Source organism: Lysobacter sp. (genome assembly GCA_013141175.1).
GTDB lineage: Bacteria > Pseudomonadota > Gammaproteobacteria > Xanthomonadales > Xanthomonadaceae > Lysobacter_I.
On the sequence record JABFRN010000001.1, the window covers coordinates 599,788 to 617,725 of the forward strand.

General features: G+C 65.7%; 20 protein-coding genes. 11 read left to right on the top strand and 9 right to left on the bottom strand.

The features are described from left to right. Nucleotides 1-213 precede the first annotated feature (213 nt). The gene (locus tag HOP03_02765; GenBank protein NOT87084.1) at nucleotides 214-3,072 is read right to left on the bottom strand and encodes a TonB-dependent receptor; all 2,859 of its coding nucleotides are present in this window, start codon (nucleotides 3,070-3,072) and stop codon (nucleotides 214-216) included. A gap of 205 nt (nucleotides 3,073-3,277) precedes the next feature. Between HOP03_02765 and HOP03_02770 the strand changes: the two genes are divergently transcribed. From HOP03_02770 to HOP03_02785, 4 genes are all read left to right on the top strand, one after another. Continuing rightward, entirely contained in the window at nucleotides 3,278-5,269 is a 1,992-nt protein-coding gene (locus tag HOP03_02770) for a lytic transglycosylase domain-containing protein (protein NOT87085.1), read from the top strand. Then, the gene (locus HOP03_02775) at nucleotides 5,266-6,159 is read left to right on the top strand and encodes a complex I NDUFA9 subunit family protein (protein ID NOT87086.1); all 894 of its coding nucleotides are present in this window, start codon (nucleotides 5,266-5,268) and stop codon (nucleotides 6,157-6,159) included. The genes HOP03_02770 and HOP03_02775 overlap by 4 nt, the downstream gene beginning before the upstream one ends. 67 nt (nucleotides 6,160-6,226) lie before the next feature. Beyond that, nucleotides 6,227-6,604, top strand: coding sequence for a PH domain-containing protein (locus HOP03_02780; protein ID NOT87087.1), 378 nt, complete (start codon nucleotides 6,227-6,229; stop codon nucleotides 6,602-6,604). Between the two features lie 31 nt (nucleotides 6,605-6,635). Further along, nucleotides 6,636-7,865: a multifunctional CCA addition/repair protein gene (locus HOP03_02785; protein NOT87088.1), complete on the top strand. Its 1,230-nt coding sequence runs from the start codon at nucleotides 6,636-6,638 to the stop codon at nucleotides 7,863-7,865. Between the two features lie 82 nt (nucleotides 7,866-7,947). Here HOP03_02785 and HOP03_02790 read toward each other — a convergent pair whose 3' ends face one another. The 3 genes from HOP03_02790 to HOP03_02800 form a co-directional block, all read right to left on the bottom strand. Then, nucleotides 7,948-8,349, bottom strand: coding sequence for a VanZ family protein (locus HOP03_02790; protein NOT87089.1), 402 nt, complete (start codon nucleotides 8,347-8,349; stop codon nucleotides 7,948-7,950). Between the two features lie 41 nt (nucleotides 8,350-8,390). Then, complete coding sequence (locus HOP03_02795) at nucleotides 8,391-9,575, bottom strand: class I SAM-dependent methyltransferase (protein ID NOT87090.1); 1,185 nt, start codon at nucleotides 9,573-9,575, stop codon at nucleotides 8,391-8,393. An 82-nt stretch (nucleotides 9,576-9,657) separates the two neighbouring features. Then, a complete protein-coding gene (locus HOP03_02800) occupies nucleotides 9,658-9,798 on the bottom strand; it encodes a DUF3149 domain-containing protein (protein NOT87091.1) in 141 nt (46 codons plus the stop codon). 101 nt (nucleotides 9,799-9,899) lie between these two features. Here HOP03_02800 and HOP03_02805 point away from each other — a divergent pair, with 101 nt between their 5' ends. Beyond that, complete coding sequence (locus HOP03_02805) at nucleotides 9,900-10,640, top strand: pteridine reductase (protein ID NOT87092.1); 741 nt, start codon at nucleotides 9,900-9,902, stop codon at nucleotides 10,638-10,640. Nucleotides 10,641-10,674: 34 nt separating this feature from the next. Here the strand turns inward: HOP03_02805 and HOP03_02810 are convergent, their stop codons facing one another. The 5 genes from HOP03_02810 to tsaD form a co-directional block, all read right to left on the bottom strand. Next, on the bottom strand, nucleotides 10,675-11,505 hold the full coding sequence (locus tag HOP03_02810; GenBank protein NOT87093.1) for a hypothetical protein: 831 nt from the start codon (nucleotides 11,503-11,505) through the stop codon (nucleotides 10,675-10,677). A 98-nt stretch (nucleotides 11,506-11,603) separates the two neighbouring features. Continuing rightward, on the bottom strand, nucleotides 11,604-12,125 hold the full coding sequence (gene folK, locus HOP03_02815; protein NOT87094.1) for a 2-amino-4-hydroxy-6-hydroxymethyldihydropteridine diphosphokinase: 522 nt from the start codon (nucleotides 12,123-12,125) through the stop codon (nucleotides 11,604-11,606). 13 nt (nucleotides 12,126-12,138) lie between these two features. Further along, nucleotides 12,139-12,495, bottom strand: a complete 357-nt coding sequence (gene folB, locus HOP03_02820) for a dihydroneopterin aldolase (GenBank protein NOT87095.1) — start codon at nucleotides 12,493-12,495, stop codon at nucleotides 12,139-12,141. Continuing rightward, entirely contained in the window at nucleotides 12,492-12,752 is a 261-nt protein-coding gene (locus HOP03_02825) for a hypothetical protein (GenBank protein ID NOT87096.1), read from the bottom strand. Before HOP03_02825 ends, folB begins: the two co-directional genes overlap by 4 nt. Next, on the bottom strand, nucleotides 12,749-13,807 hold the full coding sequence (gene tsaD, locus HOP03_02830) for a tRNA (adenosine(37)-N6)-threonylcarbamoyltransferase complex transferase subunit TsaD (protein NOT87097.1): 1,059 nt from the start codon (nucleotides 13,805-13,807) through the stop codon (nucleotides 12,749-12,751). Before tsaD ends, HOP03_02825 begins: the two co-directional genes overlap by 4 nt. A 200-nt stretch (nucleotides 13,808-14,007) precedes the next feature. Here tsaD and rpsU point away from each other — a divergent pair, with 200 nt between their 5' ends. The 6 genes from rpsU to HOP03_02860 all read left to right on the top strand — a co-directional run bounded on the left by rpsU (nucleotide 14,008) and on the right by HOP03_02860 (nucleotide 17,738). After that, complete coding sequence (gene rpsU, locus HOP03_02835; protein NOT87098.1) at nucleotides 14,008-14,223, top strand: 30S ribosomal protein S21; 216 nt, start codon at nucleotides 14,008-14,010, stop codon at nucleotides 14,221-14,223. 166 nt (nucleotides 14,224-14,389) lie between these two features. Beyond that, the gene (locus HOP03_02840) at nucleotides 14,390-14,836 is read left to right on the top strand and encodes a GatB/YqeY domain-containing protein (protein NOT87099.1); all 447 of its coding nucleotides are present in this window, start codon (nucleotides 14,390-14,392) and stop codon (nucleotides 14,834-14,836) included. A 10-nt stretch (nucleotides 14,837-14,846) separates the two neighbouring features. Next, nucleotides 14,847-15,350 carry a GNAT family N-acetyltransferase gene (locus HOP03_02845; protein NOT87100.1) on the top strand — a complete coding sequence of 168 codons (504 nt, stop codon included), beginning with the start codon at nucleotides 14,847-14,849 and terminating at the stop codon, nucleotides 15,348-15,350. Between the two features lie 60 nt (nucleotides 15,351-15,410). Further along, a complete protein-coding gene (locus tag HOP03_02850; GenBank protein NOT87101.1) occupies nucleotides 15,411-15,683 on the top strand; it encodes a type II toxin-antitoxin system Phd/YefM family antitoxin in 273 nt (90 codons plus the stop codon). Then, nucleotides 15,680-16,006 (top strand): type II toxin-antitoxin system RelE/ParE family toxin, encoded by a 327-nt coding sequence (locus HOP03_02855; protein ID NOT87102.1) that lies wholly within the window; start codon nucleotides 15,680-15,682, stop codon nucleotides 16,004-16,006. Before HOP03_02850 ends, HOP03_02855 begins: the two co-directional genes overlap by 4 nt. Nucleotide 16,007: 1 nt before the next feature. Then, on the top strand, nucleotides 16,008-17,738 hold the full coding sequence (locus tag HOP03_02860; protein NOT87103.1) for a DNA primase: 1,731 nt from the start codon (nucleotides 16,008-16,010) through the stop codon (nucleotides 17,736-17,738). Nucleotides 17,739-17,938: the final 200 nt, after the last annotated feature.

Sequence of the window (17,938 nt, forward strand, 5' to 3'; positions counted from 1 at the left end):
CCTGACGTCTGGACGCAGTCTACGGCCACATGAAAACGATTCCCACTCCATATCCATTCCATACGTGGAAGGCAGCGTCTGAAAAACAGCAACGCTGTCATGGCTGGCAGGCGCCGCATAACGAAAAACGGCCGGCGGATCGCTCCGCCAGCCGTTGGTGCCATACGGCCCGGGGTATGCCGCCCGGGCCGGAGAAACATCATCAAACCGTGATCAGAAACGGTAATCCGCACTCACGTACCAGAACGCACCCGGCAGGTCGTAGGTACCGGCGTCGTAACCGTTCAAGGAGCATCCCAAACATACGGGCGCTTCCCTGCCGAAGACGTTGTTGGCGCCAGCCGACAATTTCAGCCCTTCCAGCGCGAACGCGTTCTTCCAGCCGAACTGGATGTCGTGATAGGTCGTGGAGCCGAGGGTGTTGAAATCGACACCATCGCAACCCGGCAAGCCTTCGAGGCCCGCACAGGTTTCCTTGACGCTGCTGATGTAGCGCGAGGTCCAGTTCAGATCGAGATTGCCGCGATGCCAACCCAACTGCAGATTCGACTGCCATTCCGGGATGGCGCTGTCGCTGACCTCGATACCGACGGCGCGCGAAGATACGTTGCCCGCAGCGTCGACCGCCTTGTAGTCGTTGACGAAGGTCGACTGCAACGACGCGCTGAGACCGCCGAAGCCCCATTCCGGACTCAACCAGTTGACCTTGACGTCGACACCGTCGGTCTCGACGCGGCCCAGGTTGGAGAGGAAGTTGTTCGGCGGACTCAGGTCGCCGCTGGAGATGCGGGTGAACGGCGAGCATGCGGGGCCCGTGCCGTTCTGCTGGGCGTAGCAAGCATCCAGCAGGGCCTGAAGATCGTTGGCCTGGATCGCACCATCGATCTTGTGGTTGTAATAGCTCAGCTCGACATCAAGCTTGCGCGACCACGCGGCATCTTCGGCCCAACCGGGGCTGTAGACCGCACCGAAAGTGAAGCTGTCGGATTCTTCGGGATCCAGATTCGCGTTGCCGCCGGTGAAGGTGGTGATCTGGGTATTGGCCTGTTCGAAATTGTTGGGCACGCCCGCCGCCACGCACGCCGCTTCCAGGCCCGGCGAGATGCCGTTGGTGGTGTCGACAACGACCTGGTTGGTCGGACCACAGGGGTCGACCAGGGTCGCGCCGAACTGGGTCAGACCGTACAACTCGCCGAGGTTCGGCGCGCGGAAGCCCTGCGAATACGTACCACGCACCACCAGGTCTTCGATCGGCTGCCAGCGGAAGCCCGCTTTACCCGTGGTCGCGCTTCCGAACGTGGAGTAGTCCGAGTAGCGAATCGCGGCCGTCAGATCGAGGGTCGCGAGCACCGGGAAGTTGAATTCGCCGTAGATTTCGCTGACTTTGTACTCGGCCGACACCGCCGATGCGAACGAGTCCTGCGACTCGCCGGTCTGGCGCAGCGGATCCGGATTGAAGTCGCCCTGATAGCGGCGGTGTTCGACACCGATGGCGAAACCGGCGGTGCGATCAGCGATGTTGAACAGGTCGCCGGTGATATTGCCCGAGAAGATGTCGAGCACTTGGGTGCTGGCGTCGCGCTGATCGGTACGGATGTAGTCGATCATTGCCCGGGTGAACGGACGACCCTGTCCACCGAACAGATCCAACGGTACACAGCCCGGCGTGGCGGCGCAGACCGCGGGATCACCGAGAGCGATCTTGATCTTGCCGATGTTGTAGCCGTTGGTGAAACGCTGGCTGGCCGAGTTGCGGCTGTGCACGTAGTTCACGTCCCAGCCGTAGGTACGATCGCCGGCTTCGATCAGGCCGTCGAGACCCGCGTTGAAGTACCAGGTATCGACGTTCTGGGTGAACAGACGCGGGCCGACTTCCAGCGGGCGGCGGCCGATGAACAGGAAGTTCGAATTGGCGTCGAGCGCGAAACCGAACGGATTGTACGGATGGTTGACCGGGATCGAGATGGTATCGGCGATGCCGCCGGTGCCGGCGCCCGGGCCGACGAAGATCGGTTCCGGTGCGGCCTGATTGGTCGACTGACGGTTGTTGAACAAGCCCTTGACGTGCAGACGGGTGTTTTCGCTCAGATCGATATTGATACTGGCGAACACCGACTTGCGCTCGCTCGGCGTCAGCAACAGGTTGAACGGCGCGAAGTTGAAGCGATCCGAGCTGTCGAAGACATTGTAGGTGCCGCCGTTCGGATTGCCCGGCACGAACACCGGCGTGGTGGTGCCCGGGTTGAGGGTGATGTTGTAGGTGGTGGCGCCGCTGGGGTCGGTGAATCTGAAACGGCCCTGCGGGGTACCGGAACTACCGAAGTCCAAGCCACCGCCCGGCACGGGGAAAGACGACTGGTCCCACGTACCCGAGCTGATCGCGTCCTGCTTGTAGAAGCTGGCGCCGAAGACGCCGGTCCAACCGTCACCGCCGGTACCGAAGGTGAAGGACGCATCCTTGGTCTCGCCACCGCGGCTGTATTCGCCGTAGTAGGTGTGGACTTCGGCGCCGTCGAAATTCTTGCGGGTGATGATGTTGACCACGCCGGCGATGGCGTCGGAGCCGTAGATCGCCGAGGCGCCGTCTTCCAGCACTTCGATGCGCTCGACGATCGCCAGCGGGATGGTGTTGAGGTCGGCGCTGCCGCTGACGCCGGAGGCCGAGGACTCGTTGACCCAGCGGATGCCGTCGACGAGGACCAGCACGCGCTGCGAGCCGAGATTGCGCAGATCGACCTGGGCCGAGCCGGCACCGATGCCGCCGCCATCCGGCGGATAGCCGAAGTTGCCGGAGGAGTTGAACTTGGCGTTCAGTGCCTTGCCGCTGGCGCTGAGCTGTTGCAGCAGCTCGCCGACGCTGGCGAGGCCGGTTTCTTCGATTTTGGCGCGATCCATCACGTAGACCGGCTGTGCGGTCACGGCGTTGGTCTGTTTGATGCGGGTGCCGGTGATACTGATCGTATCGAGCGTGTTCTCTTCCTGGCTGTCCTGCGCTGCGGCGATGCCGGGCAGCGCGAGCAACAAGGTCAGATGGACAGCGGCCGTCAGGCGATTACGGCGCAGCTTGTTCATTGGGTTCTCTCCGTATGTATTTATTAGGTAATAGCGCTTGCCACCGCCGTTGGCCCCCTTCCGTGGGCGGTACCGGCACTTTGTAAACAAATTGTGAAGCCGGGGCAAGGTGCCGGTGGTGATCGGGGCTTCCGGCACGCCCCGCAACTGACCTGTTCACCCAGCTTCGCTATAGTCCCCGGCATGCGAATCCCCCAGCACCCTCGTGGGCCTGCTCGCCGCCCTCCTCCCGGCCGCCTGCACCGCCCAGACCTACGACCCCACGCTGGCCCAGACCCGGGCCGCACTGGACGCCGCCGAGCGCGGCCAGCCCGAAACTGCGCCACTCCCGGCCGGACATCCGCTCGCCGGCTGGGTCGAATATGCCGGCCTGCGCAAGGAGATCGACGTCCTGTCCGCCAACGACGGACAGGCGTTCCTGAACCGTTATCGCGGTCAGGCCGTGGCCGAAACCTTCCGCGAACAGTGGCTGGCGGCGCTCGCCAAACGCGAAGATTGGCCCAGCTACCGCAGCGCCTGGTCGACCTCGATCAAGAGCACCACATTGCGCTGTGCCGAACTCGGTGCACGCCAGGCATTGGGCGCGACCGGCGCCGATTGGACCGCCGCCGCCCAAGCGTTGTGGCGCAACGCCGGCAAATCGCTGCCGAACGAATGCGATGCACCGATGGCGGTGCTTGCCGCCAACGGCGGGCTTGAGCCCGCCCTGCGATGGGAACGGATCGAGAAGGCCGCCGCCGAATGGCAGCCCGGCGTCATGCGCGCAGCCGCACGCGGCCTGCCCGCCGAAGAGTTCGCGCTGGCGAACGATTACGCCGCCTTCGTCGAATCCGTCCACGACCGCGCGCTGGGCTGGCCGAAGTCGCCGCGCAGCCGCCTGATCGCCTCGTACGGCCTCGCGCGGCTCGCCAAATCGCTGCCGCAGTCGGTGGACACCACGCTGCCGAAATTCGCGAATGCGCTCGGCTTGACCGACGAAGAGCGCGGACGCGCGCTGTATCAGGCCGCACTGCAGACCGTCGCCTCCTATCTGCCGGATTCGGCCCGCCGCTTGAACGCAGTGCCCGATGTCGCCTACGACGCGCGACTGCACGAATGGCGGGTGCGCGAAGCGATGGCGCGCTCGGACTGGAACGGCGCGCTCGCCGCGATCCGCAAGATGGGCGCGGAACAACGCCGCGATTCGCGATGGCGCTACTTCGAAGCGCGCCTGCTGGAAATCAGCGGCGACAAGGCCAACGCCGCGATCCTGTATCGCGATGCCGCCAACAAACCGGAGTTCCACGGCTTTCTGGCCGCCGACCGCATCGGCGTGCCGTACGCGCTGTGCCCATGGACGCCGAAAACCGACGCCGCCGCGAAAACCGCGGTCGCGCACGATCCGGCGATGGTCCGTGCGATGCAGTTGTATCGGCTCGAACGGGCGACCTGGGCCGAACGGGAGTGGAACGACGCACTCGCACGGTTCACGCCCGAGCAGCGCAGGATCGCGGTCGACATCGCTCAGGACAACGGCTGGTTCGATCGCGGCGTGTTCGGCCTGATCAATGTCGGCGGCAAGTCGTATCCGGAAGAATCGCGGCTGTATGCGCTGCGCTTCCCATTGCATCACGACAGCGCGATCCGGCGCGAAGCGGCGAAGCACAACATCGATCCGACCTGGGTCGCGGCCGAGATCCGCGCCGAAAGCGTGTTCAACCCGAAAGCGCGTTCGCACGCCGATGCGCGCGGCCTGATGCAGGTGCTGCCCGGCACCGGCGCAGGCATCGCGAAACGCCTGGGCCTGCCGTGGCGCGGAGGCGAGAGCCTGTACGAGCCCGAACTCAACATCAGTCTGGGCACCGCCTATCTGCGCGAACTCGAAGACAAATACGGCATGACCTACACCGCGATCGCCGCGTACAACGCCGGCCCCGCGCCGGTGGCACGCTGGCAGTCGCAGCGCCCGGACATGGACGCGGATTTCTGGATCGAGACCATCAGCTACAAGGAAACCCGCGATTACGTCGCGCGCATCCTCGCCTTCAGCGTGATCTACGATTGGCGGCTCAACGGCAACGCGATGCCGATCACCGACCGCCTCGCCGGGCGCATCGTCGATACGCGCAAGAAATTCGTCTGTCCGCTGCCACCGGAACTGCCTGCACCGCCGACAGCAGCACCGACGCCCGCACCCGCACGCAAGACGCAGCGATGAGCCGGACGATCGCCGTACTCGGCGGCAGCGGTTTCGTCGGTCGCGCGCTGGTGGCGCGTCTGCTCGCACAGGGCGAGCGCGTCCGCGTGCTGTCGCGCAACGTCGACGCCGCTGCACGCATCCCCGCAGGCGCGGAGTCGCTGATCGGCGATGTGTTCGATGCCGCATTCCTGCGCAAAGCCTTCGACGGCGCCGATGCGGTCATCAATCTCGTCGGCATCCTCAACGAGCGCGGCGACGACGGCCGCGGATTCCACAGGGTCTATGTCGAACTTGCCGACACCATGCTCGCGGCGATGCAGGCGGCCGGCGTGCGCCGGCTGCTGCAGATGAGCGCACTGCATGCCGGTGCCGGCGACAGCCATTACCTCAAGGCGCGCGGCGCGGCGGAAGCCCTGGTCCGTGCATCCGCGCTCGACTGGACGCTGTTCCGTCCATCGGTGATCGCCGGCCCCGGCGACGGCTTGTTCTGTCGCTTCGCGCAACTGCTGCGCTTCTCGCCGGGCTTGCCGATCGGCCGGGCCGATGCCCGTTTCCAGCCGGTGTGGGTCGGCGATGTCGTCGCTGCCTTCGCGCTCGCACTCGATGACAAGGCCACCGTCGGTGCAAGTTACGATCTGGTCGGGCCCGAGGTGATGACGTTGGCGCAGATCGTCCACCTCACCGCGCGGACCAAAGGCTGGACCCGCTTCGTCGTGCCGCTGCCGGAGGTCTTCGGCCGCATGCAGGCGGAAATCGGCGAACACCTGCCGGGCAAACCGATCAGCCGCGACAACTGGCGTTCACTGCAGCGCGATTCGACCAGCGACGACAACGGGCTGCCGAAACTGGGCATTGCTCCCACCGATGTGCGTGGCAAACTATCCGAGATCCTCGGCGTCGCCGCATAATCCACGCTCCACCACATCCGCGCTCCACCACATCCGCACTCCATCAAATCCGCACGAGGACATCGCCATGGGATTGCTCGACGGCCTGCTGGGCCACGCCGGCGAAAAGCCGGTGGAAAAGATCGAAGAAGAATTCGCGCCGCTGCTCGCGCCGGGCGAAACCCTGCAGCGTGCGTTCGCGCTGATCCGCGACCTGATCGTGTTCACCGACCGTCGCGTCATCCTGGTCAACAAACAGGGCGTGACCGCGAAGAAGACCGAGTACCGCAGCATTCCCTACCGCGCGATCACGATGTTCTCGCTGGAGACCGCCGGCCATTTCGATCTCGAAGCCGAACTGCGGATCTGGCTGTCGGGTCAGGCGGCGCCGATCGAACTGCATCTCGGCCGCAACTCCGGCGCGCAGCAGATCATCGCGCTGTTGGCGCAGCACGCGCCGAAATAATCACGACCCTATCGAAGCAATGGTTGCAACGATGAAGACCTATCTCGTCGGCGGCGCGGTCCGCGACAAATTGCTGGGCCTGCCGTGCGGCGACCAGGATTATGTCGTGGTCGGCGAAACCCCGGACTCGATGCTCGCCGCGGGTTTCAAGACGGTCGGCAAGGACTTCCCGGTGTTCCTGCATCCACGGACCGGCGAGGAATACGCGCTGGCGCGCACCGAGCGCAAATCCGGTCGCGGATATCGCGGTTTCGTGGTCCATGCCGAACCGACGGTGACGCTGGAAGACGACCTGATCCGTCGCGATTTCACCATCAACGCGATCGCTGAAGCGGCCGACGGCACGCTGGTCGATCCGTACGGCGGCAAGCGCGATCTCGATGCCCGCATCCTGCGCCATGTCGGCGCGGCGTTCGTCGAGGATCCGCTGCGGGTGCTGCGCGCGGCGCGGTTCATGTCCCGCTTCGCGGCGCATGGATTCACGGTCGCCCCGGAAACGATGGCCCTGATGCGCGAGATGGTCGCCGCTGGCGAACTCGCCGACCTCGTGCCGGAGCGCGTCTGGCAGGAACTCGCGCGCGCATTGGCTTGCGCGCGTCCGTCCGCCTTCCTGCGCACCTTGCACGACTGCGGCGCATTGGCGGTGGTACTGCCGGAAGTGGAGGCGCTGTACGGCGTCCCGCAGCGCGCCGAATATCATCCCGAGGTCGACACCGGCCTGCACACCGAAATGGTCTGCGACATGGCCGCGAAGATCGCGCCGGGCGACGATCTGGTCGGCTTCGCCGCGCTCACCCACGATCTCGGCAAGGCGCTGACGCCCAGCGATGAACTGCCCAAGCACATCCTGCACGAGGAACGCGGTCTCGATCCGGTGCGCGCGCTGTGCGAGCGGCTGAAAGTGCCGGTCGCGCATCGCGATCTGGCCCTGTCCGCCTGCCGCGAACATCTCAACGTGCATCGTCTGTTCGAGCTGCGCAGCGCCAGCGTCCACGATCTGATCGCGCGCAACGACGGCTTCCGCCTGCCGCAGCGGATCGCGCTGCTCGCCAAGGTCTGCGAAGCCGACAAGCGCGGTCGCGGCGGCATGTCGGAGTCGGATTATCCGCAGGCTGCGGAATTGCTGAAACTGCATGCGGCGGCGCAATCGGTGCGCGGCGCGGATGTCATGCGGGAAGGCCTGCAAGGCCCTGCCTTGGGCGAAGCGCTGCGGGTGGCGCGGATCGATGCGATCCGTCGGGCAAGAACCGGGAACAGGTAGGAGCGACGGAAGTCGCGGCGCTCTTCGGAAAGACTTGCCTCTGCCTGTCGGGACTTCCGTCGCCCCTGCGAACACAGCGCACTCAAGTGCGCCATGCCGAGTTGTCGAATCGCAGCAACAGATCCCGCCAAGGCGTCAACTGCGTGGCGAATCCCGCGATCACGCCGAGCGTATTCGCCAGCGCATCCATCCCGTCCATCATCCGGTCGGTGGTCAATGCGCCCTGCGCGTACTCCAGGCCGATGCCCATCAATACCAGCGCGACACCGACGCTGAGCAGCGATCGCCAGCGCGGATACAGTTGCACCGCGCCTGCGGACAACACCGCGTAGGAAAAAAAATGTTCGAGCTTGTCGTTCATCGTCGGCAGCGTCTGCAGCGAAGATCCGGGCAACAGCGAAAACACCACGACGGCCGCGATCGCGACGCACCACAGCCCCGACCACAGCAGCGGATGACGAAAAGGCTTCAGCGATCGGCCCATGCGCCTTCGGGGAATACTGCCTCGAGTCATCGGCACGCGCTCTAGAGACGGTGACTGAGATCGCCGGCGACGAAGGCGTGCGCCAGACTCGATTTGCGCGCAAAGCCGATCGCCTGGAAGCGCTCGCCCATTTCACCCGGCAAAGTGAGCTTCTTGACCTGCTGACGCAGCGCATAGCGCGCGGTTTCGTCGACGGCACGGCCCTCGTGTTCCGCCAATCGCTGTTCCAGGCCATTGCCGATCAGGAAGCTGGCCTGCGAACAATAACCGGCGAATTCGAAACCGGCGCTGGTGCCCGCTTCGGCGAGCGCGGTGAAATCGACGGAGACCGTGACATCCTGCAGGCCGACCCGCGCGAAGACGTTGTCGACCAGTCGATGGCGATGGAACGCGCGCAACGTGCCGTCTTCGCGCCGTGGATCGTAGTATTCGCGGCGCGGGTAACCGTAGTCGACGAACAGCACCGCGCCCGTATCGAGCCCGCCGGTCACCGCCTGCAGCCAGTACGGCAACTGCGGCAGCACTTCGGAGCGATATCCGTTCCTGAACCTGCCTTCGCACTGGCGTTCGACATGGCGCACCGCCGCGCTCAACAGCGCATCGGCCGGACGATCCATGCGCACGAAGCCGCCCTGCGCGTCCAGCGCGACGTGCTCTTCGTGGATCTCGCCCTCGATCACCGCGAACCGCGAAGTGGGCAACGCGTCGATCACTTCGTTCGCGAACAGCACGCCGCTCCAGCGCGTATTGATCGGCGACTGCAGCCACTCGACCCGCGCGAAGACCTCGGGAGAAAACCGGTCGCGCAGTCGTTCCTGCTGCCGCTCGCGCAGGTCGGCACTGGGCTCGAGGATGGCGTAACGCGCGGGCATCGACTGCAGCGCGATCAGGCGTTCGATCGCGGCCTCGGCGAATGCGCCGCTGCCGCCGCCGATCTCCAGGAACACCGCATCGTCGCCGATTTGGCGCAGGACGGGCGCCAGCGCATCGGCGACGCACTCGGCGAACAGCGGACCCAGCTCGGGCGATGTCACGAAATCGCCAGCGGGGCCGAGTTTGGTGGCGCCGGCGCTGTAATAACCGAGCCCTGGCGCGTACAGCGCCAACTCCATGAACCGCCAGAAAGGAAGGACGCCGCCGTTGCTCGCGATCTGATCGTGGATCAATCCCGTGAGGCGCTCGCTGTGCGCCCGCACATCGGGATCCAGATCGTCATCGGTCAGCATGCGGCAACTCCGTTGCGGTGGCCGCACAGGATAACGAATCCCGAGCCATGCCGGGCTTCGATCGCCGGCAGTTTGCGGACTTTCAGCCGCCGCTCTCTTCCTCGCGCATCTTCTTGCGCGCGAACCACCAGATATACAGGCCCATGAAGATGATGAAACCGAGGCCACCCAGCGTCATCCAGCCGACGGGTTTGGTGAGCAGTTCAGAGACGATGGGATGCATGACGCGACTCCGCGATGGACTGCCGCGAGCTTGCGCCGCAGCAGGGGCGCATCCCTTGACTATGATCAAATGCTCCGCAATCGCTCCCCGGTATCCCCGACATGTCCCAGCCCCGCCCCGTCGCCCTCGTCACCGGCGCCGCCCGCCGCCTCGGTGCCGCCATTGCGCGCCACCTGCACGCCGCCGGTTACGACGTGTCCCTGCACTACCGGCAATCGGCCGAAGACATGCGCGCACTGATCGCCGGCCTGAACGCCATCCGCGCGAACAGCGCCGTCGCTTGGGCGGCGGATCTGGCCGAGTACGACCGCCTGCCCGAACTGGTGGCCAAGACGGTGGGCCACTTCGGCCGGCTCGACGTGCTGGTGAACAACGCGTCCGCGTTCTCGCCGACGCCGCTGGGCACCATCACGCCTGCGGACTGGGACGCGCAGTTCCTGATCAACGCCCGTGCGCCGATCATCCTCGCCCAGGCCGCCGCGCCGCACCTCAAGGCCGCGCGCGGCGCCATCGTCAACCTCACCGACATCTATGCAGAACGTCCGCTGCGCGACCATCTGGTCTATGGCATGAGCAAGGCCGCGCTGCTCGCAGGGACGCGCGCGCTGGCGCTGGAGCTGGCGCCCGAGGTCCGCGTGAACGCGATCGCGCCGGGCGCGATCCTGTGGCCGGAAGACGGCAAAGCCGAGGCCTCGAAGGCCGCGTTGCTCGCGCGCACGCCCTTGGGACGGATCGGCACCCCGGAAGAGATCGCCGAAGCGGTGCGCTGGCTGCTCCAAGGCGCGGGTTACACCAGCGGACAAGTGATCCGGGTCGACGGCGGGCGGATGCTCGACGGCTGAGCCGTCCGGCGTTGCGCCGGACGGCCCGCACGCATCACTTCTTCGCGAACGCCGACTCCAGCGCCATTCCGCGGAATTCAGCCGGCGCCTCGTGCGACACCGCGTAGCGGTACAGCGCGGCCGAATAGATGCCGCTCAACGCCGCCTGGGTCACGCCCAGCACCAGCACGCCGATCAGGAACGCCGCCGCGACGCCGATCCCCAGCGCCATCGAGACTTGCCATGCGAGGAAGGTCGCGAGGATACCGAGCAGTACGACGAACATCGTGATCAGGCTGAACGCAGCGCCGATACCGACATTGCCGATCGCGTTCTCGCCCCAGGTCTTCTTCAGCAGCGCGACGCTTTCCTTCAGCGCATCGACCGGACCGATCTCGCGATTGACCAGCACCGGCACCACCAGGAACGTCGCCAGCGTCCACGCCATGCCCAGGCCGCTGCCGATCATCCGCACGATCACGTTGTTGTCGCGGTTCTTGAGCGACTGCAGCAGCACGCCGACCGTCGCCGCGATCGCGGCATAGCCGAGGATCGCCGGCAACCGCGCTTTCGCCGCGCGGATACCGTCGGAGAACGTCGGGTCGCCGCCTTCGAGCCGGATCGTCGCCGCCGCGACCAGCGCGCTGTTGAAGAACACGATCACGCTGTACTGGCAGAAATAGAAAGCGAAACCGATCACCGCGCCGAACACATTGAAACCATCGGCGAACAATTTCAGCGCGAACACCGGCAATGCGAACGTCGCCAACACCAGCAACGTGGCCAGCGAAGACAGGATCGGAAACAGCATCAGTTCCTTGTCGGCGCGCAGCACCGACGCACTCGCCTTGACCAGACCCCAACTGCGCGAAAATTTCTCGAACATCGCCTGCGTCCTCCCGGGACACGCTGTGGAGACGCCATCGTGGGGCGAGTGGCCGCCGTCGACAAGCGCTGGAAGTCACCTCTCGCGGGTGATGGAAGTCACTCGCCGACGTTCGGATCGAATGCGGGTACGAACGGCACGTCGCGCTCCGGCGAGCCTGCCCACAGCGCGGCCAGCGTCCGCCCGCTGCGCGGATCGACGAAGTCCGGCGCGATCTCGGCCAAAGGCTTCAACACGAATGCATGCTTCAGCTCGTCGCGCGGCAACTGCAGGACCTGCGCCGGACTCGATCCGGGGTGCCCTGTTCCCTCAAGCATCAGGTCGTCGTAGAACACGATATCGATATCCAGCGGCCGGTCGCCGAAGCGTGGTCCACTGCGATCGCGGCCGTGCGCATCTTCCAGCGCGTGCAGCCAGTCGTTGAGCGCGAACGGATCGAGGTCGCTCTCGATCACCGCGGCGGCGTTGAGGAAATCCGGCCCGTCGAAACCGACCGCCGGAAAACGATAGACCACGGACGCGACGATTCCGCCGAACCGCGCGCGCAACGCAGCGAACGCAGAGCGCAGATTCGCTTCCGGCGACTGGTTGCTGCCGAGACTGAGACAAGCCTTGCCCATCAGAGCGGACTGTTCATGGCCTGCTGCGCTCGATCATCACGCCTACCGCGCGCGCGCCGCGCACCGCACCGGGCTTGCTGAGTTTCAGGCGCACGTGCGACACCGCGAATTCGTCGAGGATGATCTCCGCGCAGCGTTCGGCCAGGGTTTCCACCAGCCCGAACGACGACGACGACACATATTCGACCAGCCGCTTGCTCACGGCCTTGTAGTTGAGCGTATCGGCGATGTCGTCGCTGGCCGCCGGCTTGCGGTTGTCGAACGCCATTTCGATATCGAACAGCAGCGACTGGCGGATGCGGCGCTCCCAGTCGTAGATGCCGATCAGCGTCTCGATTTCGAGCGCCTCGATGAAGACCTTGTCGGTCATGCCGCCTCCGGAGAATTGCTGCTGTATTGCCTTGTCAGCACGATATCCGGCCACGAATCCCGCCAGACTTTGCATTTGTCCTGGAAGTGCACGTGATCGTAGCGCTCGCCGAGCCTGCGCATATCGTCCAACGCGTACTGGGCGAAATCGCGCAGCGCCGCGAGGAAGGCCTCATCCGCTTCGATGACGACACTCTGCAATTCGACGATGGACGCCGCGCTCTCCTCGACGCCATGACGATGACCGTACGCTCTCATCGGCCGATTCCCGATTCGACGGCCGGCAAGGTTGCCATATCCCAGCGCGGCGCGACATGCACCGCCGCGTCGCTGCGCTGCCCGGCTTCGAGCCGCAGCGCGCCGGCGAAGGCGATCATCGCGCCATTGTCGGTGCACAGTTCGGGGCGCGGAAAGCAGACGCGACCGCCGCGCTTCGCCGCCATCGCCTGCAATCGCGCGCGCAGGCGCTTGTTCGCGCCCACGCCGCCGGCCACCACCAGCACCCCGCAGCCGGCGGCCTGCAGCGCACGTTCGCACTTGATCGCCAAGGTATCGACCACTGCGTCCTCGAAGCCACGTGCGATGTCGGCGCGGGTCTCGTCGCTCTGGTCGCTGTCGCGCCATGCCAGCAACACCTGGGTCTTCAGGCCACTGAAGCTGAACTCCAGACCCGGACGGTCGGTCATCGGCCGCGAGAACTTGAACTTGCCGGGCGTGCCATGCTCGGCCAGCGCCGCCAACTGCGGCCCGCCCGGGTACGGCAGCCCCATCATCTTGGCGGTCTTGTCGAAAGCTTCGCCGGCAGCATCGTCCAGGGTGTCGCCCAGCAGCCGGTAGCTGCCGATGGCGTCGACCGCGACCAGTTGGCTGTGGCCGCCGGACACCAGCAGCGCCACGAACGGCGGCTGGGGCCGGCCGTGAACAGGATCGGGGTCTTCCATCAGCGGCGCCAGCAGATGGCCTTCCATGTGGTGGACCCCGATCGCCGGCAGCTCCAGCGCCCAGGCCAGCGACCGCGCCACCCCGGCACCGACCAGCAGGGCCCCGACCAGCCCTGGACCGGCGGTGTAGGCCACGCCATCGAGGTCGGCAAGGTCCAGATCGGCTTCGGCCAAGGTCTGGCGGATCAGCGGCAACAGCTTGCGGACGTGGTCGCGACTGGCCAGCTCAGGCACCACCCCGCCATACTCGGCGTGCAGCGCGATCTGGCTGTAGACCGCATGCGCGCGCAGCCCGACCGCTCCGGGAAGGGACGTGTCGTACACGGCCACGCCGGTTTCGTCGCAGCTGGTTTCGATGCCGAGGACTTTCACAGTGGGGCGAAGGTGGTCGCAAACGGGGCCATAGCTTACCTCGCCGTGCTTCCGGGCCCGTCCCGAACTTGCGCCGCCGGGGCCAACGCCTTTATCATGCGCGGCTCGCCCGGACGGACCGGGTGGTGCAGATTCCACCGCACGCGTTCCTTCGCAAGAGCCCGGCCGCTGGCCGGTTTCCCAAAAAGCCCGAGATTCCTATGCCCAGCGTCAAAGTCCGCGAGAACGAGCCCTTCGAGTTTGCCCTGCGTCGCTTCAAGCGCACCTGCGAGAAAGCCGGCGTCCTCGCCGAAGTCCGCAAGCGCGAGTTCTACGAAAAGCCGACCCAGGAGCGCAAGCGCAAGGCCGCTGCCGCGGTGAAGCGTCAGGCGCGTCGCACTTCGCGCGACGCGACCAAGCGTCAGCGCATGTACTGAGCCCTCACCGGGCGCAAGTACACCCGATTCCTGCGCAACCGCCCCGGTTGCGGCCACAGCGAATCCAGAAGCCGGCCGCGTTCCACGCTGCCGGCTTTTTGTCTTTCCCGGCCTTTCGAATTTTCCGGCCCCCTGCTGTGCGGGCCCTGCACCACGGAGCATCGCCATGAGCCTCAAGCAACGCCTCACCGAAGACATGAAAACCGCGATGAAGGCCGGCGAGAAGGATCGCCTCGGCACCATCCGCCTGATCAATGCCGCGATCAAACAGAAGGAAGTCGATGAACGCGTCGAGATGGACGACACCCTGGTGCTGGCGATCCTGGAAAGGATGATGAAGCAGCGCAAGGACTCGGTGAGCCAGTTCGAAGCAGCCAATCGCGAAGATCTGGCCGTGATCGAGCGCGCCGAAATGGCGATCATCGAGCAATACCTGCCGGCCAAGCTCGGTGAAGCCGAAGTGCTGGCCGTGATCGACGCGGTCATCACCGAGACTGGCGCCACCGGCCCCGCCGACATGGGCAAGGTGATGGGCGCGATCAAGCCGAAACTCGCCGGTCAGGCCGACATGGGCGAAGTCTCGAAGCTGATCAAGCAGCGCCTGGCAGGCTGACATCACCGCGATGACCCCCGCACCACCCGTCATCGCCATCCGCCCGGCCGGCGTCGCCGACACCGGGCGGATCCTCGCCTTCATCCGCGAGTTGGCCGAGTACGAAAAGCTGCCGCACGAGGTCGTCGCCGACGAGGCCGGGCTGGCCGCACAGTTGTTCGGCGAACGCCCGCACGCCGAGGTGCTGATCGCCGAAGTCGATGGCGTGCCCGCCGGCTTCGCGCTGTTCTTCCACAACTTCTCGACCTTCGTCGGCAAGCCGGGCTTGTATCTCGAAGACCTGTTCGTGCGCCCGGGCTTCCGCGGACTCGGCCTGGGCAAACGGCTGATGCTTCGGCTGGCCCAGATCGCCATCGAACGCGACTGCGGGCGCTTCGAATGGTCGGTGCTGGACTGGAACCAACCCGCCATCGATTTCTATCGCAGCCTCGGCGCGGTCAGCATGGACGAATGGACCATGCAGCGCGTGAGCGGCGAGGCATTGCGGACATTGGCCGCACAGCCGATCGACTGACCCGTCGGCTTCCGCGTCGCTGCTATACTCGGACCGAATTCAGTCCGAAGCGAGGCCGTCATGAGCGACCCCATCATCAGTCTCAGCGATTTCAAATCCGACGCCAGCCAATGGCTCAAGCGTCTGCAGGACGAATCCGACGCCGTGGTGTTGACCCAGAACGGCCGCGCCAGCGCCGTCGTGCAGAGTTACGAGACCTTCCAGCGCCAACAGCAGGCGCTGTTGATGCTGAAGCTGTTGGCGCAGGGCGAGGCGGATATCGCCGCCGGGCGGCTGATCCCGCAGGAAGAAGTCTTCGCCACGCTGCGCGAGCGTTACGCTCCCGACGCATGAGCGATCACGAGGTCTACTGGACGCCCACGGCGCTGCAGGATCTGGCGTCGATCCTGGCGCATGTCGCTGCCGACAATCCCGACGCGGCTGTAGCGGCGATCCTTCGGCTGGAAGCGCGCGCCGAGTCCCTGGGCACGCTCACGCCGCGCGGACGCACGGTTCCGGAGCTGCGCGAGATCGGCGTAAACCAGTATCGCGAGTTGATCGAACGCCCGTGGCGTCTGGTCTACACGGTCGAAGCCAAACGCGTCGCCGTTGTTGCCGTGCTTGATGCGCGCCGCGATCTGCAGACACTGTTGCTCGAACGATTGATCCGCAGCTGACATGGCCCGCATCCCCGACGCCTTCATCGACGATCTGCTCGCCCGCACCGACATTGTCGAGCTGGTCGGGTCGCGCGTGCCGCTTAAGCGCCAGGGCAAGGAATACTCTTCGCGTTGCCCGTTCCACGACGAGCGCTCGGCATCGTTCACGGTCTCGCCGACCAAACAGTTCTACCACTGCTTCGGCTGCGGCGCGCACGGCACCGCGATCAGCTTCCTGATGAATTACGACCGCCTCGAATTCCTCGACGCGGTGGACGAACTCGCCAAGCGCGTCGGCATGGAAGTGCCGCGCGACACCCAGCAGCGCAACGCCACGCCGGACAGCGTCGATCAGTACGCGGCGCTGGATGCGGCGGCGAAATTTTTCCAGCGGCAGCTTGCGGCCAGCGACAAGGCACGCGGGTATTTCGACCATCGCGGCGTCGATGACGCCATCCGCAACCAGTTCGGCCTCGGCTACGCGCCCGACGGCTTTTCGGCGCTGCGCGATGCGTTGGGCACCGATCCGCGCCGGATGGCGCTGCTGGAGCGCGTCGGCCTGTTCTCGAAGAACGACAAGGGCCACATCTACGACAAGTTCCGCGACCGGGTGATGTTTCCGATCCACGACCGTCGTGGACGCACGATCGCGTTCGGTGGACGCGTGCTGGACCCCGAGGATTCGCCGAAATATCTCAACTCGCCGGAAACCCCGCTGTTCCACAAGGGACGCGAACTGTACGGGCTTTGGCAGGTGCGGCAGACCAACAGCAGGATCGAACGGCTGATCGTGGTCGAAGGCTACATGGACGTGATCGCGCTGTTCCAGCACGGCATCACCCAGGCGGTGGCGACGCTGGGCACCGCGACGACGCCCGACCACGCCGAACTGCTGTTCCGCAACGCCCCCGACGTGTATTTCTGCTTCGACGGCGACGCCGCCGGCCGCCGCGCCGCGAGCAAGGCGATGGAATCGGTGCTGCCGCGCATGAAGGACGGCCGGCAGGCGTTCTTCCTGTTCCTGCCCGACGGCGAAGACCCGGACACGATCGTGCGCAACGAAGGCAGCGCCGGTTTCGATCTGCGCCTGCGCGACGCGACGCCGCTGTCGACGTTCTTCTTCGACGAACTGGGCATGGACGTGAACCTCGGCACGCTCGACGGCAAGGCGCGCATGGCCGAACGTGCGAAGCCGCTGCTCGCGCAGATTCCCGACGGCGCCTTCGGCGACCTCATGCGCCAGCGCCTGACCGAGCTCACCGGCGTGGGCGCGCGCGTCGCCGCACAGGCGCAGCCGTCGTCGCAGCGCGTCCGCGCACAACCCGCACAGACGCAGAAACGCAGCCTCGTGCGCAGCGCCATCGCATTGCTGCTGCAGCAGCCGTCGCTGGCGTTGGCATTGGACTCCACCGCCCCCTTCAGCGCCCTGCGCCAGCCCGGCGTCCCGCTGCTGGCGGAGCTGGTGATGCTGGTGAACGCACGCCCCGACATCACCACCGGCGGCGTGCTCGAACACTTCGCCGACCGCGAAGAAATCAACGCGCTGCAGAAACTCGCCTCGCAGGACATGCCGGGCGAGGAAGCGCTGTGGCAGAACGAATTCGCCGACGCGATGGCGCAGCTCGAAAAGCAGACCCTGCACCAGCGCATCGACGAGCTGCAGGCGAAGCAGCGCGAAATGGGTCTCGACGACGACGACAAGGCCGAGCTGCGGGCGCTGCTGCTGACGAAGTTGCAGCCGAACAGATAAGTCGCGCAAGGCACCGCTTTGTCGCGTGCGATCGCGGCAAGCGAAGCGAAGCCACCGGTCGATCCAACGCCATGAATGCGGCCAGCGGCCATTGCCTGCGGCCCGGACCATCGAACGTGATCCTCCCGGCCCGGATTTTTCGCTTCCATTGGCCTGAGGCCTGCATTTCGCAGTTGGCGACATGCGGCACCCGCAGCCCG

What these genes read in the sequence shown, in the direction of transcription:
- HOP03_02825 (NOT87096.1), bottom strand. Translation starts at nt 12,752, where the DNA reads ATGAGAGCGTACGGTCATCGTCATGGCGTCGAGGAGAGCGCGGCGTCC.
- HOP03_02780 (NOT87087.1), top strand. Translation starts at nt 6,227, where the DNA reads ATGGGATTGCTCGACGGCCTGCTGGGCCACGCCGGCGAAAAGCCGGTG.
- HOP03_02805 (NOT87092.1), top strand. Translation starts at nt 9,900, where the DNA reads ATGTCCCAGCCCCGCCCCGTCGCCCTCGTCACCGGCGCCGCCCGCCGC.
- HOP03_02800 (NOT87091.1), bottom strand. Translation starts at nt 9,798, where the DNA reads ATGCATCCCATCGTCTCTGAACTGCTCACCAAACCCGTCGGCTGGATG.
- HOP03_02840 (NOT87099.1), top strand. Translation starts at nt 14,390, where the DNA reads ATGAGCCTCAAGCAACGCCTCACCGAAGACATGAAAACCGCGATGAAG.
- folK (NOT87094.1), bottom strand. Translation starts at nt 12,125, where the DNA reads ATGGGCAAGGCTTGTCTCAGTCTCGGCAGCAACCAGTCGCCGGAAGCG.
- HOP03_02775 (NOT87086.1), top strand. Translation starts at nt 5,266, where the DNA reads ATGAGCCGGACGATCGCCGTACTCGGCGGCAGCGGTTTCGTCGGTCGC.
- HOP03_02765 (NOT87084.1), bottom strand. Translation starts at nt 3,072, where the DNA reads ATGAACAAGCTGCGCCGTAATCGCCTGACGGCCGCTGTCCATCTGACC.
- rpsU (NOT87098.1), top strand. Translation starts at nt 14,008, where the DNA reads ATGCCCAGCGTCAAAGTCCGCGAGAACGAGCCCTTCGAGTTTGCCCTG.
- HOP03_02790 (NOT87089.1), bottom strand. Translation starts at nt 8,349, where the DNA reads ATGGGCCGATCGCTGAAGCCTTTTCGTCATCCGCTGCTGTGGTCGGGG.
- HOP03_02855 (NOT87102.1), top strand. Translation starts at nt 15,680, where the DNA reads ATGAGCGATCACGAGGTCTACTGGACGCCCACGGCGCTGCAGGATCTG.
- HOP03_02785 (NOT87088.1), top strand. Translation starts at nt 6,636, where the DNA reads ATGAAGACCTATCTCGTCGGCGGCGCGGTCCGCGACAAATTGCTGGGC.
- HOP03_02845 (NOT87100.1), top strand. Translation starts at nt 14,847, where the DNA reads ATGACCCCCGCACCACCCGTCATCGCCATCCGCCCGGCCGGCGTCGCC.
- folB (NOT87095.1), bottom strand. Translation starts at nt 12,495, where the DNA reads ATGACCGACAAGGTCTTCATCGAGGCGCTCGAAATCGAGACGCTGATC.
- HOP03_02810 (NOT87093.1), bottom strand. Translation starts at nt 11,505, where the DNA reads ATGTTCGAGAAATTTTCGCGCAGTTGGGGTCTGGTCAAGGCGAGTGCG.
- HOP03_02850 (NOT87101.1), top strand. Translation starts at nt 15,411, where the DNA reads ATGAGCGACCCCATCATCAGTCTCAGCGATTTCAAATCCGACGCCAGC.
- HOP03_02795 (NOT87090.1), bottom strand. Translation starts at nt 9,575, where the DNA reads ATGCTGACCGATGACGATCTGGATCCCGATGTGCGGGCGCACAGCGAG.
- HOP03_02860 (NOT87103.1), top strand. Translation starts at nt 16,008, where the DNA reads ATGGCCCGCATCCCCGACGCCTTCATCGACGATCTGCTCGCCCGCACC.